Here is a 14,754-nt window from a genome sequence, read left to right as displayed (position 1 = left end):
TGGGCCCAGATCAGCGCCTCGCCGTCGATGTTTTCCTTCAGCAGGCCCTCGCGCATCATCAGGCCGAGATTGGCGCGCGAGCGCCGCCAGGGGCTGTCGGCGGATTTGTAGATGATGTGGCGCAGGTCGTTGAGGCGACCGGGCGTCGCCGGCTTGCCCTCCTCCAGCCATTTCTCGCGGCTTTGTCCGCCCTTCCAGGCCTTTGTCGTGAAGCCGAGGATCTCGACCTTGACGCCGCAGCGTTCCAGCGTGCGCGCGAGAATGTCGCCGCAGGTGGCCGCAACCGTGATCGGGCGGCCGCGCATCGAACCGGAATTGTCGATCAGCAGCGAAACCACCGTGTCGCGGAACTGGGTATCGCGCTCCATCTTGAAGGAAAGCGGCTGCATCGGGTCAATAACCATGCGCGGCAGGCGGGCGGTATCGAGGTAACCCTCCTCGAGATCGAAATCCCAGGAGCGGTTCTGCTTGGCCATCAGCCGGCGCTGCATGCGGTTGGCGAGCCTTCCGACGGCGCCCTGAAGATGGGCAAGCTGCTTGTCGAGATAGCCGCGCAGGCGCTGCAGCTCTTCCTGGTCGCAAAGCTCCTCGGCTCTGATCTCCTCGTCGAACTCTTCCGTGAAGACCTTGTAGTCGACCTTCTCGTTCAGGTCGTCGAAGGGGGTATTCGGGCGCTTGGTCTCGCCGGCGACCTCGCTATCTGGGTCGGCATCCTCGTCGAGCTCGGTATCGGCCACTTCCGCGCCGTCGAGTTCGCCCTGGTCCATCTCCTCGTCGCTGTCGTCGCTTTCATCGGCAGGCGCCGAATCATTGCCGGCATCCTCGTCGAACTGCTCGTCATTCTGGCGTTCGGAACGCGGCTGCTCCTCGTCGGAGATGTTTTCCTCCTCGTTCTCGCTTTCCATGTCCTCGTCCGAATAGTCGTCGGCGAGTTCCATGGAGGAGAGGATCGAGCGGATCGTGCGGGCGAAGGCATGCTGGTCGTCGATTGTCTCGGCCAGCCTGTCGAGATCGACGGAGGCTTTCTGTTCGATGAAATCGCGCCAGAAGTCCAGCACCTGACCGGCTGATTCCGGCGGCTTTTCGCCCGAAAGCTTCTCGCGCACCAGCATCGCCACGGCCTCGGAGACCGGGGCGTCCTCCTTGCGGTCGATCGCGGCGAAATTGGCCTTGTCGTATTTCTCCGCATGCATGGCGGCAAGGTTCCGCGCCATGCCCGGCATGCGCTTGGCGCCGATCGAATCCACCCGCGCCTGTTCGACCGCGTCGAAGATCGCCTGGGCATCGCTGCCGCTCGGCGCCATCTGCGCATGCGTCACCGGATTGTGGCAGGCCATTCTAAGCGCCATGGAATCGCCAAGCCCGCGGACAACGGCAAGCTCGCTTGCCGTTGGACGCTTGGAGAATTCCGGCAGGCGAATCTGGCTGCCGCTCATGCCCGGCCGGTCGCGCGAGAAGACGACCTCGGCCTCCCGGTCGCCCGAAATCGCGCGCACGCAGCCGGAAACGGCGCGGTGCAGCGGTTCGAGATCCACAGGCGCGTGCGGGTTGGTCTTTCGATTGTCGCCGGGGCCGGCCATGGGTTTTTCCTCAGGCGCTGATGACGACGTTGGCGGCGCTTTCCTTCAGCTCCTCGCCGAAGGCGCGCTGATACTGCTCGGCGACCAGCGTGCGCTCGAGTTCGTCGCACTTGTTGAGGAAGGTGACGCGGAAGGCAAAGCCGACATCGCCGAAGATTTCCGCGTTCTCCGCCCAGTTGATCACGGTGCGCGGGCTCATGACGGTGGAAAGATCGCCATTGACAAAGGCCGAACGGGTGAGATCGGCGACGCGCACCATGTTGGAGATCGTCTCGCGACCTTCCTCGCTGGCGGCAAAGCTCTTCACCTTGGCGAGGATGATCGCGACTTCCTGTTCATGCGGCAGATAGTTGAGCGTGGTCACCAGCGACCAGCGGTCCATCTGCGCCTGGTTGATCTGCTGCGTGCCGTGATAGAGCCCGGTCGTATCGCCGAGGCCGACCGTGTTGGCGGTGGCAAACAGGCGGAAGGCCGGGTGGGGGCTGATGACGCGGCTCTGGTCGAGCAACGTCAGGCGGCCGGAGCTTTCCAGCACGCGCTGGATCACGAACATCACGTCCGGGCGGCCGGCGTCGTATTCGTCGAAAACGAGCGCGACATTGTGCTGATAGGCCCAGGGCAGGATGCCGTCCTTGAATTCGGTGACCTGCAGGCCATCGCGCACGACGATCGCATCCTTGCCGACAAGGTCGATACGGCTGACATGGCTGTCGAGATTGACGCGCACGCACGGCCATTTCAGGCGCGCGGCGACCTGTTCGATATGGGTCGACTTGCCGGTGCCGTGATAGCCGGAGACCATGACGCGGCGGTTGTGGGCAAAGCCTGCGAGAATGGCGAGCGTGGTATCGCGATCGAAAAGGTAGTCGGGGTCGATGTCCGGCACGTAAGGGTCGTCCGCCGAATAGGCGGGAACGGTCAGGTCGACATCGATACCAAATGTTTCGCGAACCGAAACCGTCGTATCCGGTGCGTTGGAATAGTCCAGTTCAATCTTGCTCATCATGTCTCCAGCGCGGCCTTTCTCAAAAAGCGCCGCTCAAACGTCTGTGCTGCTCTTTCGGTCAAAAACGGTCTAGCAGAAGCCGGACTGCTTTAACAATTGGTATGCCTGCACCACGGCACGAAAAGTTTCCTCCGAGCCGCGGTCGCCGCCATTGGCGTCGGGATGGTGCTTCTTGACCAGAGCCTTGTACTGTTTCTTGATGTCGTCGGGCGTTGCCTCCGCGGTGAGGCCCAGCGTGTCGAAGGCTTTCGATTCCAGCGTTTTCAGCTTGCGCTGGTGGCGCGGCCGTCTGGGCGCGCCCTCCTTGCCGTCATCGACAAAGCCGAAGGGATCGCGCATGCGCGAAAATGACGCGGTGTTGCCGGCCTTTTTCGAGCCGTTGAGCGGCGTCTTGCGCGCCGCGCCGTTGACGCCGACGGTCCAGGTGGGACGATGGCCGGTCAGCGCTTCCTTCTGGTAGCGGGCGATCTCGCCGTCGGACAGGCCGTCGAAATAATTGTAGCCCTTGTTGTAGGCCTTCACATGTTCGAAGCAGAACATGAAGAACTGCCCCTCGGCATTGCGGCCGACGGGTGCGCGGTGTTTTGCGGGCTTGTTGCAGCCGTCCCATTGGCAGACGGCGGCAGCGGCTTCGGACTCGGCCTTGGCAGATGCCGGGCGCTTGCGTTTGGTGCGCAGACGATCGAAATATTTGGAGTCAAGATTCATGGCGCTCGATTATGACCTTGTGATCCCGCCACAACAAGAATTGACAACGGGATTTCTTACTGGCTTCCTGAACCGTTAACGCGCTGGCGCGCGAAACAGGGACAGATCAGGAGCAGACAGTGTCGTCAACCGCCGAAATCGAAACCAGGCTGAAAAGCCTCTTCAACCCCGAACGGCTGGTGCTTATGGATGAAAGTGCCCAGCATGCCGGGCACTATGATGAGCCGGATGCCCCCGAAATCACCCATTTAAGGATTCGGATCGTCTCCGACAAGTTCGAAGGACTAAGCCGAGTGGCACGACATCGTGCCGTCAATGAGGCGCTCGCCGGCGAAATCGAAAACGGACTGCATGCACTCGCCATCGAAGCGGCCGCGCCGGGTGAGAAGACGCGCTGGTGATGGGACGTTTAGCAGGCCCTGACTGCCGACAAGCCAGCCCCATTCTCCGCCGTCATGCTCGGGCTTGTCCCGAGCATCTGATCACGTCAGCACGCGGCGGGCGTGTCGAATAGGTGTGACAATGCGTTGCGCGATGGTAACTCCGCTCGGATGGACAGGTGGATAGATCCTCGGGACAAGCCCGAGGATGACGTGGAGAGGGGCTAGAGGTTCGCCAACACGCTGAGGTGTTTAGCCATGCCCCAAACCTTATTCCGCCGGCGATGCGGCTGCCCCGCCAAGCGGACGGATCCTGAGCTTTGTAATCCGGTTCTTCTCGCGCTTCATCACGATGAAGCGCTTGCCGTAGAAGGTGAACGACTGGCGTTCTTCCGGGATCGTCTGGCTTTCATGGATAACGAGACCGGCGATTGTGGTGGCCTCTTCGTCCGGCAGGTTCCAGTCGAGCGCGCGGTTGAGATCGCGGATCGGAACCGTGCCGTCCACGACGATCGAGCCGTCGGCTTCCTGCTGCACGCCGGAAATCTCCAGATCGTGCTCGTCGGAAATGTCGCCGACGATTTCCTCCAGAATGTCTTCCAGCGTGACGATGCCCTGCACCTCGCCATATTCGTCGACGACGACGGCGATATGCACCTTGCGGCGCAGAAAGGCGTTGAGCTGGTCCTTCAGATTGGTGCTATCGGGCACGAACCACGGCTTCTGCGCCACCTTGACGATGTCGATTGTCGAGGGCGCCGCATGCGGCTCGGCGAGCGCCCGCGACAGGTCCTTGGAATGAACGACGCCAATGATGTTGTCGATCGACCCGCGCCAGACGGGAAGCCGCGTATAGGGGCTTTCCAGCACGGTCTTGACCGCCGCTTCCGGCGGGTCGTCGGCATTGACCGCGCGCATGGCCGTGCGGTGGATCATCACGTCGGAAACTTCGAGTTCTCCAAGGTCGAGCACGCCGCCGAGCCGGTCGCGGTCGGCCTTGATCACGGAACCCTCGCGGTGCAACAGGTCGACGGCGCCGCGGATCTCGTCATGGGCGGTCAGCATTTCGGTGCCCTTGGTCAGCGTCACGCCGAAAACGCCGAGGATCGCACGCACGATCATGTTGACGAGGCTGGACAGCGGGCCGATGACGAAGAACAGAACGCGCACCAGCGGTGCAACGGCGAGCGCGAACCGGTCTGTCGCGGAAATCGCCCAGCTTTTCGGCAGAACCTCGGCGAAGACGACCAGAAGCGTGGTCATGATCAGCGTCGCATAGGCCACGCCGTTGGCACCGAAAATGCTGAGGAAAAGCGTTGTCGTCAGCGACGAGGCGAGAATGTTGACCAGGTTGTTGCCGATCAGAAGCGCGCCGATCAGGCGGTCGCGGCGGTTGATCATAACATTGACGAAACCGGCGCGTTTGTCGCCCTGCTGCTCAAGCGTGTGCATCCGCGCCCTGGAAACGGCCGTCAGAGCCGTCTCCGAGCCGGAAAAGAATGCCGAAACGACGATCAGCCCGACGATCGTGGCCATCAGTCCCCAGTATTCGGCGAAGAAATGCGATAGATCGCTCAACGTCATTGCGCTTGTTTTTCCGTCAGGAATGCCAGCACCTCTGACGGCGGTACATCGTCGGCGATAAAGGCCTCGCCTATGCCGCGCGTCAGAATGAAGGTCAGTTTCCCGCCCTTTACCTTTTTGTCCTGCCCGATTGCATCCATCAATATATCGGGCGGCGGCAGCTCGCCGTCAATATCACCGAGCGCGGTGGGAAGCCCGGCATCCTTCAGATGCGCGGTAACCCGTTTGGCGTCGTCCGGGCTTGCCAGGTTCATGCGCGCGGAAAATTCGTGCGCCAGCACCATGCCGATGGCAACGCCCTCGCCATGGACAAGCCGGGCGCTGTCATAGCCGGTTGCTCGCTCCAGCGCATGGCCGAATGTATGACCGAGGTTCAACAGCGCGCGCACGCCGTTCTCATGTTCGTCGGCGGCAACGACGGCGGCTTTTGCCGCGCAGGACCGCGCGATCGCCTCCGCCCGCTCCGCGCCGCCTGCGAAGACGGCCTTTCGGTTCTTTTCCAGCCAGTGGAAGAAATCGGGTTGGTCGATCAACCCGTATTTGACCACCTCGGCATAACCGGCTGCAAATTCGCGCGGCGAGAGCGTGTCGAGCGTATCGGTATCGGCGAGCACCAGATGCGGCTGGTGGAAGGCGCCGACGAGGTTCTTGCCCTGGCGGGTGTTGATGCCGGTCTTGCCGCCGACCGAGGAATCCACCTGCGCGAGAAGCGAGGTCGGAACCTGTATGAAATGCACGCCCCGGCGTACGATCGCCGCTGCAAAGCCCGCCAGATCCCCGATCACGCCGCCGCCGAGCGCGATCACGGCGTCCGAGCGCTCGATCCGGGCATCGAGGATGAAATCGACGGCGGTGTGGAGGTTTTCGAAGCTTTTGGTCTTCTCTCCCGCGGCAAGCGTCAGCGAGAAGGTTTCGATGCCGTCGGTCTGCAGGCTCTCGGTGAGCATGTCGAGATAGCGGGGCGCGACATGGGCGTCGGTGATGATGGCCGCCTTGCGGCAGTCAAGCCGGGCGAGCGTCTCGCCGCCGGCGCTTTGCAGCAGGCCGGATCCGATCAATATGTCGTAGGAACGATCGCCAAGATCAACGCGAACGATCCGCTTGTCGGCAGTCTCTTTACTCTTCACGCGTATTTCCTCCGTCAAGGGCCGCCAGGGCCTTCAGCACGTCGCGCATCACCGTTTCCTTACGGACATTGCGCGAAAGAACGGTCATGTCCGCCTCGGCATAGACCGGATAGCGCTTGTCCATCAGGTCTTTCAGCGTCTGCTTCGGATTTTCGGTCTTCAGAAGCGGCCTTGTCTGGCGGCGTCGCACCCTGTCCCAAAGCGTCTCGAGGTCCGCCTTCAGCCACATCGAAAGGCCGGAACGGGAAATCAGTTCGCGGTTGTCGGGATTGATGAAGGCGCCGCCGCCGGTCGATACGATCGCCGGCCCCTCGGCGAGAATGCGTTCGATCACCCTGGTTTCCAGCGCGCGGAATTCCGGCTCGCCATATTGGGCGAAGAGGTCGGAAATCGTCATGCGCGCGGCCGCCTCGATTTCGTGGTCGGTGTCGACATAGGGCAGGCCGAGCGCATTGGCGACAAGCTTGCCGATCGCGCTCTTGCCCGCGCCCATCAGGCCGACGAGGATCAGGTTGCGGCCGGCAAGCCCGGCAAGCGCCCTGTCCCTCAGTCCCGTTTTGCCCGTATCTTGCTTTGCGTTCATATTGCGCCCATTCTTTTCAGTCACGTATCGGCAAATGCCGGAAGGGCGTCAAGCCGAGCGTCGAATATTTAGGGTTTCAACACGGATTACATCATTGGACCTTTCGGGCGCCCACATCGAAGCCTTCATCGAAATGCTGAGCGCCGAACGCGGCGCGGCCACCAACACGCTTGCCGCCTATCAGCGTGACCTCGACGATTTTCGCGATTTCCTGATCGATTGCGGCATTGCCGCCGACAACGCGACAAGCGCCGACATCACCGCCTATCTCTCGGCCCTCGGCAAACGCGGCTTCGCCGCAAGTTCCCAGTCGCGAAGGCTTTCGGCACTGCGCCAGTTCTACCGGTTTCTCTATGGCGAGGGCCTGCGCGCGGATGATCCGACGGGCGTGATCGATGCGCCGAAAAAGGCGCGTCCCTTGCCGAAGACGCTCTCGGTCAGGGATGTCGACAGGCTTCTGGAACGGGCGGCGCTTGAGGCCCGTGAGCCCGGGCCGGGGCAATTCGAGCGCATGCGTATGGCCGCCCTTCTGGAAACGCTTTATGCCAGCGGCATGCGGGTCTCCGAACTGGTCACGCTGCCGGCCGGCGCGCTGAAGCCCAGCCAGCGGTTCCTGACCATTCGCGGCAAGGGCAACAAGGAGCGCGCAGTGCCGCTCTCGGTGCGCGCCCACGCAGCGCTTATGGCCTTCGACGCCGAGCGCAAGGCGCGCGCGGACGAAACGGGCGATGACAATCCCCATCTTTTCGCCTCACGGAGTGCGAGCGGTCATCTGCCGCGTCAGGTCTTTGCCCGCGACCTCAAGGGGCTTGCGGCAAGGGCCGGTCTGAGGACCGCGACAATCTCCCCGCACGTGCTGCGCCACGCCTTCGCCAGCCATCTCCTGCAAAACGGCGCGGACCTGCGCGCGGTGCAGGAAATGCTCGGCCATTCCGATATATCGACCACGCAGATCTACACCCATGTGCTGGAAGAACGGTTGCGCGAACTGGTGGAAATGCATCACCCCCTTGCAAAACATGCTAAAAAACGGGAATAAGCGGCACTAAATTGAAAGAGAAAGCCTCAAGGGCGGCGGCCCGGGCGCGTCAGTTAACCCACGGAAAGTTCGACAATGTACAGCTATCTCGATTTCGAAAGGCCGATTTCCGATCTGGAAGCCAAGATTATCGAGTTGAAGAAGCTCGCTTCCGAAGGCGAGAGCATCGACACCTCCGAGGAGATCGCGCGTCTCGAAACCCGCGTCAGCGAGGCGATGAACGACATCTACGCAAAGCTTTCGCCCTGGCAGAAGGCGCAGGTTGCCCGCCATCCGCAGCGCCCGCATTTCGTCGACTATGCCAAGCGCCTGTTCACCGACTTCACCACGCTCGCCGGCGACCGTAATTTCGGCGAGGACGCCGCCATCCAGGCCGGTCTCGCGCGTTTTCGCGGACGCCCCGTCGCCGTCATCGGCGAGGAGAAGGGCCATGACACCAAAAGCCGGCTGAAGCACAATTTCGGCATGCCGCGTCCGGAAGGCTATCGCAAGGCGATCCGGGTGATGGAGCTTGCCGACCGGTTCAACCTGCCGGTCATTTCCGTGGTCGACACCCAGGGGGCTTATCCCGGCATCGGCGCCGAGGAGCGCGGCCAGGCCGAGGCGATCGCCCGTTCGACCCAGATGTGCCTGCGGATCGGCGTGCCGATGATCACGCTGGTGATCGGCGAGGGCATGTCCGGCGGCGCGATCGCCATTGCCGCCGCAAACCGCGTCTACATGCTGGAGCACGCAATCTATTCGGTAATCTCGCCCGAGGGGGCCGCCTCGATCCTGTGGCGCGATTCCGCCCGCGCCAAGGAAGCGGCGACGAACATGAAGATCACCGCACACGACCTCAAGGACTTCGGCGTGGTTGACGAGATCATTGCCGAGCCGGTGGGCGGCGCGCACCGCAACGCGGAAACGGTAATCGACGCCTCGGGCGACCAGATCGCCGAAGGGCTCGCAGAATTCGACGGCCTGTCGGCGGATGAGGTCCGCAACGAGCGGCGGCAGAAGTTCCTCGCGATCGGACGCAATCTCTAGACCCCTGCGGCAATGCCGGAAAGGTGAGGAGACGCCCGGTTGCGCGGGGCCTCTGAAACGGTTAACGCTTTCTTGAAGTTTGGCTGTGCATTATGATCATTGATCGCGCAACGGCCGAGACGTTGCGTTTCGAGGCAAAATCCGGCAGGTTCTATCCATGCGTTTGAACGTCCTGGCCCCCATGGTTTTCGCCACACTGGCGCTGACGGGCTGCAACAGCTTTTTCGACAGTACCGACTTCTCCACCGTGCAGGAGAAGATGAACTACGCTTTGCCATCTGCCATGGTCGCAAAGATGCGCGCCCAGGACATGGACAAGCTCGCGCCGATCACCATCCGGATCTTCAAGGAAGAGGGCATTCTCGAGATCTGGAAGCAGAAGCGCGACGGCACCTATGGCGAGCTCGAAACCTACGAGATCTGCGCCTGGTCCGGCAAGCTCGGCCCGAAGAAGAAGGAAGGCGACCGCCAGGCGCCCGAGGGCTTCTATCCGCTGTCCAAGGGGCTTCTCAACCCCTATTCCCAGTATTTCCTCGCCATCAATACCGGATATCCGAACCGCTACGACCGCGCCAACAGGCTGACCGGGTCCGACCTGATGATCCATGGCGCCTGCTCCTCGCGCGGCTGCTATTCGATGACCGACGAGCAGATCCTCGAGATCTTCGCTTTTGCCCGCGACGCCTTTTCCGGCGGCCAGCAGGCGATCATGCTGCAGGCCTATCCCTTCCGCATGACCGCGGAAAACATGGTGCGCCACCGCTTCAACGAGAACTATCCCTTCTGGCAGATGCTGAAGGAGGGCTATGACTATTTCGAAGTGACCAGGCAGGTTCCCGATGTCGATGTCTGCGGCGGCAAATACGTCTTCAACAAGGATCCCGCCAATGGCGGGTCGCTTGCCTCCGACCAGTCCTGCCCGGCGCTTGCCTCCAATATCCCCTCGCAATACATGATGGCGCTGGCCGACTACCGCACCGATTACCAGGACGCTTTCGAAAAGGCGCTGGCGAAGAATGACGACAAGGTCTGGCTTGATCCGAGCGAGGCGGAGCGCAAGGCCCTCGTTGCCGACAAGCGCGAGGACCCGACCGATCCGCTCTACCAGCCGACGGGCTCCTCGCTCGAGGCCGGTCGCTACGTCACGATCGAGCAGTACCGTCTGACGAAATACGGCCCGCTGGAAACGCCTGAAGTCGACACCGCGACCCAGACCGCCGCCATCCCTGACGCGCCCGCCGAGATGCCGGCCGTCTCCGATGTGCCGATCCCGCAGAGAAGCCCGATGGCGGCCTATGCGGAGGAGCCGCAGAAGAAGGACAAGCCCTTCTGGAAGTTCTGGTGAGCGCGGCCGGACGGACAGCGGATGTCTATGATCTTCGCGGGCTGAAATGCCCGCTGCCTGCGTTGAAGGCCGGGAAGCGCCTGGCCCGACTTGCGCCGGGCGCGGTGCTGGCGATCGAGACCAGCGATCCGCTGGCCGTGATCGATATTCCGCATTTGTGCAATGAGAACGGCCACCGGTTGATCGCTTCGGAAACGACGCAAACCGGCCACCGCTTTGTGATCGAACGCGGAAAGCACGATGCGTAGATTCAATAGGTTAGAGCGTCCCTTGTGCGTCCGAATAGACGCAAGGCGCTCTAGTATTTGAAGCCGAAGGCCGAAAGCGGGTTGTCTTCGAGCGCCGTCCGGTCTGGCCGGTCGATGCCCGGCCGGTCGAGATAGGTCTCGAACAGCTCCCGCACCGCGGTTTCCGCGAGATCGCTGGTGATCACGACAAGACGCGTTGCCGGCGTTTCCTCCCATGCCTCAAGCCGGGTTGCGGGATAGACCGTGTCGCGCACGCCGTGAACCACGAGCGGCCGGTCGTCGCCGGCAAGCGCCACCACGCCCTTCAGCCGCAGCAGTCTGTCACCGTATTCGGCGGCGAGCCGGTGCTGGAAAGCCGCGATGACCGCCGGCGATGCCAGCCTGCCGGCCGTGAGCGCAAAGGCCCGGATGTGCGCGCCATGCCGGTTGACGTCGTGGTGATGGTGGTGATGGGCGCCGCCATCTCTTTCCGCAGATAGCCACTCGCCGACGGAAGCGCTCTTGCGGGCAGCGTCGAAAAGCCCGCTGACCAGCAGCGCGGGCGTGGACGCGGCCGCGTCGGAAGCATCCATGATCTCGGCCATCGGGTTCAGCGTCTTCAAGCTTTCCACGAGATCACCACGCGCTTCGGGTTCTGAAAGATCGGTCTTTGTAATGACCAGCCGGTCGGCGACGGCTGCCTGGCGCGCGGCCTCTTCATGGCGGGAAAGGGTCTCGGGGCCTGTCAAAGCGTCAACGAGGGTGACGACGCCGTCTATGCGGAAGGCGGCGGCAATCGCCGGATGGGCCATGATGGCAAGCAGCACGGGCACAGGATCGGCGAGACCCGTGGTCTCGATGATCACCCGGCTGACCGGCTTCACCTTTTCCGTCTGGATCCTGTCGAGGAGATCGGCGAGCGTGTCGATCAGTTCGCCGCGCACCGTGCAGCAAAGACACCCGTTGGACAGCTCGATGATCGAATCGCCGGAACTCTGGACCAGAAGATGATCGATGCCGACCTCGCCGAACTCGTTGATGATGACGGCGGCATCCTGGAGCGCCGGGTCCTTCAGCAGGCGGTTGAGCAGCGTCGACTTGCCGGCGCCGAGAAAGCCGGTGACGATCGAGACGGGTATGGGGGATGGGGGATTATACATGGGATGCGTCTACTGCACGGGGCGGGCATAGGGCAGGGGAACGGAACTCAGGTTTTCGAGCGACGATGCCGCCATTTCCGTATCATTGGGCAGGCGATAGGCATCGACGGTCGGATACTCTTTCACAAGCGGCTTCAGATAGGGCGAGGAGAACATCAGATTGCCGTCGTCGTCGCGCAGGATCACCCGGTTTTCGGCTGCTTCCGCGCTGCAGATCTGGCTGGTGACGTCGGCGACAGGCCGGTCGGGCGCGGCCGGCGGCAGGTAGCTGTCAAGCCGCGGCCCGTCGCGGTCGCCCGTGGTCAGTCCGGTCTGCAGCAGTTCCGCGGCCTTTTCCGCGCGGGCGGGCACGCTCGGCGCGCCGAAGGCGACGGCGACCACCTCGCGGCCGTTGCGTTTTGCGAACGAGACCTGGTTGTAGCCGGAAGCGCAGACGAAGCCGGTCTTCATGCCGATCGCGCCGTCGAAATTGCCGATGAGGAGATTGGTGTTGCGGTATTTGCCGCTGTCGCTGGCAATGCCCGGAATGGTGAAATAATAGAGATATTCGGGAAAGGTCTTCTCGATGGCGATGGCAAGGACCGCCATGTCGCGCGCGGTCGTGTACTGGCCGGGCTGGGGGTTGCTCATCGAGTTCATGCCGTTGGCGTTGACGAAATGCGTGTCCGTCATGCCGAGTGCTTTCGCCGTTTCGTTCATCCGCTTGACGAAGGCCTCGCGCCCGCCGATTGCGTGTTCGGCAACGGCGCGCGCGGCATCATTGGCCGAATGCACCAGCATCATCTTCAGCGCGGTGTCGACGGTGACCCGCGTGCCGGGCGCGAAATACATCTTCGAGGCGGGCTCGTTTGCCGCCGCCGCCGAGAAGGTGATCGCGGCCTGCGGATCGAGGCGGCCGGCCTTCATGTCTTCGAATACAAGATAGGCGGTCATCAGCTTGGCGAGCGAAGCCGGATACCAGCGCTTGAACGGTTCCTCGGCGGCAAGCACGCGCTCAGTATTGGCATCGACCACGATATAGGGGCTGGCGCGCGCAGGACCTGCCGCCGCCGCGAGGGCGAGCGTTATCGCAACCAGCCACAGGGCGATCAGGGCCTGAAACGGACCCTGGAACCGGCCTTGGAGCCGGCGTTGTGCGGGTCTTGTCATCTGCAACACGAAACTGTCTCCACTTGCCTGATGCGCTCTATCGATATACGCCTTGAAGGATGAAATCCTTGTGCGCGCGCTTTCGCGGTCCCACATGTATTACCGTCTTTTACAATGAATTTTAGAAAATTGCAGGGGTATGCTTAATGCCGGTGTTGAACAGTGCCGCCCAGATCCGTGACGAGGCCACGACATGGCGGCGGTTTCTCCATCAGCATCCCGAACTCCTCTATGATGTCGAAAATACGGCTGCCTTCGTCGCCGCGCGATTGCGGTCCTTCGGCGTGGATGAGGTTGTCGAGGGGATCGGCGGGACGGGCGTCGTGGGCGTGATCCGCGGCAGCCGCGAAGGCGACCGGACGATCGGCCTCAGGGCCGATATGGACGCGCTGCCGATCGTCGAGAAGAGCGGCAGGGATTGGACGTCGAAGGTAAACGGCAGGATGCATGCCTGCGGCCATGACGGCCACATGGCCATGCTTCTGGGCGCTGCGAAACTGCTGACGGAAACCCGCAATTTCGCCGGCCGTATCGCGCTGATCTTCCAGCCGGCGGAAGAGGGCGGCGGCGGCGGCAAGGCGATGATCGACGACGGGCTGATGGAACGTTTCGCTATCGCGGAAGTCTACGGCATGCACAATTATCCAGGCATGCCGGTCGGCCGGTTCGCCTCCCGCGTCGGGCCCATCATGGCGGCGACGGACGAGTTCAGGATCCTCATCAGGGGCGATGGCGGCCATGCGGCCCAGCCGCAGAAATCGGTCGACCCGATCATCATCGGCAGCCAGATCGTCAACGCGATGCAGACGATCGTTTCGCGAAACGCCGATCCGGTGAGCCCGCTCGTCGTCTCGATTACGGAATTTCACGCAGGCTTCGCCCATAACGTCATTTCCGGCGAGGCCGAACTGGGCGGAACGGTCCGCTCCTTCACGCCGGAAAACCGTGATCTCGCCGAGCGCCGGATCAGGGAGATTTCCGAGATGACGGCGCTTTCCCACGGGGGACTGGCGGAGGTGACCTACACGCGCAACTACCCGCCGACGGTCAATCACCCGGAGGAAACGTTTCACGCCCTTGCCGCGGCAAAATCCGTCGCCGGCGAGGACAAGGTGGCCGACGATTTCGCGCCGTGGACGGCGGCGGAGGATTTCTCCTACATGCTCGAAGCGCGGCCCGGCGCCTTCATCCTGATCGGCAACGGCGACACGGCCGAACTGCACAATGCCGCATATGATTTCAACGACGAAGCGCTTCCCTACGGCATGTCCTATTGGGTCCGGCTTGCCGAGGCACGCCTCGCCGGCTGAGAAACATCGCAGCATTGATGCAAATCGGGGCTTTTCACGAGGCCTCGGCTTTTGTATTGAGAGGCAAGTGGTCCCGTAGCTCAGCAGGATAGAGCATCAGATTCCTAATCTGAGGGTCACGCGTTCGAATCGCGTCGGGATCACCATTTTTCAGTATTTGCTTCAATGGTTTGTACGAGTGGCTTTATGCCTCTCTGGGGTCTGTTCCGCAGGGGCATCGCGGTTTGCGGTGTCTCGCCTGTGGCCTGCGTTTCCGGCGCCGAAAAGTCGGTCGGCTGGAGAGAGTCGACGCCGGCATTGCCTTGAGCACCGTCCTTGCCATGGCTGCGGCCTCGAGCGGACCATCGACCGGATGGAACAAGCCTGCGTCCTGAGCCCGAGATCTGGCGCGCGATCGGAACAAGGGTATCGTCAGGTCTTCGGGTCGTCGATCAACGGCGTGGGTTTGGCGAGTGTCTTCAGGGACGCGATGTCGGTAAGCCGGATCGACGTTCCGTCGACCTCGACGCCGTAGGGCTTCAGCGTGT

14 protein-coding genes and 1 tRNA gene are annotated in these 14,754 nt (G+C 62.4%); 7 read left to right on the top strand and 8 right to left on the bottom strand.

Going from position 1 to position 14,754, the window contains the following annotated elements; all coding sequences use genetic code 11:
* The 3 genes from cobT to AC5DC2_RS08975 form a co-directional block, all read right to left on the bottom strand.
* Positions 1–1,580, bottom strand: a 1,580-nt coding sequence (gene cobT, locus AC5DC2_RS08985) for a cobaltochelatase subunit CobT (protein ID WP_491698253.1), incomplete at its 3' end; no start/stop codon positions are given.
* Positions 1,581–1,590: 10 nt separating this feature from the next.
* Positions 1,591–2,583, bottom strand: a complete 993-nt coding sequence (gene cobS, locus AC5DC2_RS08980; RefSeq protein ID WP_491698252.1) for a cobaltochelatase subunit CobS — start codon at positions 2,581–2,583, stop codon at positions 1,591–1,593.
* Positions 2,584–2,655: 72 nt separating this feature from the next.
* On the bottom strand, positions 2,656–3,294 hold the full coding sequence (locus AC5DC2_RS08975; protein ID WP_024707804.1) for a J domain-containing protein: 639 nt from the start codon (positions 3,292–3,294) through the stop codon (positions 2,656–2,658).
* Between the two features lie 119 nt (positions 3,295–3,413).
* On the opposite strand from AC5DC2_RS08975, the gene AC5DC2_RS08970 reads away from it, so the two are divergent.
* Positions 3,414–3,695 (top strand): BolA family protein, encoded by a 282-nt coding sequence (locus tag AC5DC2_RS08970; protein WP_024707805.1) that lies wholly within the window; start codon positions 3,414–3,416, stop codon positions 3,693–3,695.
* Between the two features lie 249 nt (positions 3,696–3,944).
* On the opposite strand, the gene AC5DC2_RS08965 is transcribed toward AC5DC2_RS08970, so the two are convergent.
* The 3 genes from AC5DC2_RS08965 to AC5DC2_RS08955 are packed head-to-tail and all read right to left on the bottom strand — an operon-like array spanning position 3,945 to position 6,968.
* Entirely contained in the window at positions 3,945–5,258 is a 1,314-nt protein-coding gene (locus tag AC5DC2_RS08965) for an HlyC/CorC family transporter (protein WP_491698251.1), read from the bottom strand.
* Positions 5,255–6,385: a 3-dehydroquinate synthase gene (gene aroB, locus AC5DC2_RS08960; protein ID WP_024707807.1), complete on the bottom strand. Its 1,131-nt coding sequence runs from the start codon at positions 6,383–6,385 to the stop codon at positions 5,255–5,257. The genes AC5DC2_RS08965 and aroB overlap by 4 nt, the downstream gene beginning before the upstream one ends.
* Positions 6,375–6,968: a shikimate kinase gene (locus AC5DC2_RS08955; protein WP_024707808.1), complete on the bottom strand. Its 594-nt coding sequence runs from the start codon at positions 6,966–6,968 to the stop codon at positions 6,375–6,377. Before AC5DC2_RS08955 ends, aroB begins: the two co-directional genes overlap by 11 nt.
* 94 nt (positions 6,969–7,062) lie before the next feature.
* Between AC5DC2_RS08955 and AC5DC2_RS08950 the strand changes: the two genes are divergently transcribed.
* From AC5DC2_RS08950 to AC5DC2_RS08935, 4 genes are all read left to right on the top strand, one after another.
* A complete protein-coding gene (locus AC5DC2_RS08950; RefSeq protein WP_024707809.1) occupies positions 7,063–8,007 on the top strand; it encodes a site-specific tyrosine recombinase XerD in 945 nt (314 codons plus the stop codon).
* A 75-nt stretch (positions 8,008–8,082) separates the two neighbouring features.
* Entirely contained in the window at positions 8,083–9,036 is a 954-nt protein-coding gene (locus tag AC5DC2_RS08945) for an acetyl-CoA carboxylase carboxyltransferase subunit alpha (RefSeq protein ID WP_491698250.1), read from the top strand.
* Between the two features lie 157 nt (positions 9,037–9,193).
* Complete coding sequence (locus tag AC5DC2_RS08940; RefSeq protein ID WP_491698249.1) at positions 9,194–10,381, top strand: L,D-transpeptidase family protein; 1,188 nt, start codon at positions 9,194–9,196, stop codon at positions 10,379–10,381.
* Complete coding sequence (locus AC5DC2_RS08935; protein ID WP_024707812.1) at positions 10,378–10,629, top strand: sulfurtransferase TusA family protein; 252 nt, start codon at positions 10,378–10,380, stop codon at positions 10,627–10,629. Before AC5DC2_RS08940 ends, AC5DC2_RS08935 begins: the two co-directional genes overlap by 4 nt.
* Positions 10,630–10,679: 50 nt before the next feature.
* On the opposite strand, the gene AC5DC2_RS08930 is transcribed toward AC5DC2_RS08935, so the two are convergent.
* Both AC5DC2_RS08930 and AC5DC2_RS08925 read right to left on the bottom strand, forming a co-directional pair.
* Positions 10,680–11,768: a CobW family GTP-binding protein gene (locus AC5DC2_RS08930; protein WP_491698248.1), complete on the bottom strand. Its 1,089-nt coding sequence runs from the start codon at positions 11,766–11,768 to the stop codon at positions 10,680–10,682.
* A 9-nt stretch (positions 11,769–11,777) separates the two neighbouring features.
* Positions 11,778–12,917, bottom strand: coding sequence for a D-alanyl-D-alanine carboxypeptidase family protein (locus AC5DC2_RS08925; protein WP_491698254.1), 1,140 nt, complete (start codon positions 12,915–12,917; stop codon positions 11,778–11,780).
* Between the two features lie 146 nt (positions 12,918–13,063).
* Between AC5DC2_RS08925 and AC5DC2_RS08920 the strand changes: the two genes are divergently transcribed.
* Together AC5DC2_RS08920 and AC5DC2_RS08915 are read left to right on the top strand one after the other, a co-directional pair.
* Positions 13,064–14,227, top strand: coding sequence for a M20 aminoacylase family protein (locus tag AC5DC2_RS08920; RefSeq protein ID WP_491698247.1), 1,164 nt, complete (start codon positions 13,064–13,066; stop codon positions 14,225–14,227).
* 69 nt (positions 14,228–14,296) lie between these two features.
* Positions 14,297–14,373 (top strand) — tRNA-Arg (locus AC5DC2_RS08915).
* Positions 14,374–14,754: the final 381 nt, after the last annotated feature.

It is taken from the genome of Martelella sp. (assembly GCF_984369615.1).
Note: the sequence above shows the minus strand (reverse complement) of the source record. Positions and strands in the feature narration are given on the sequence as shown.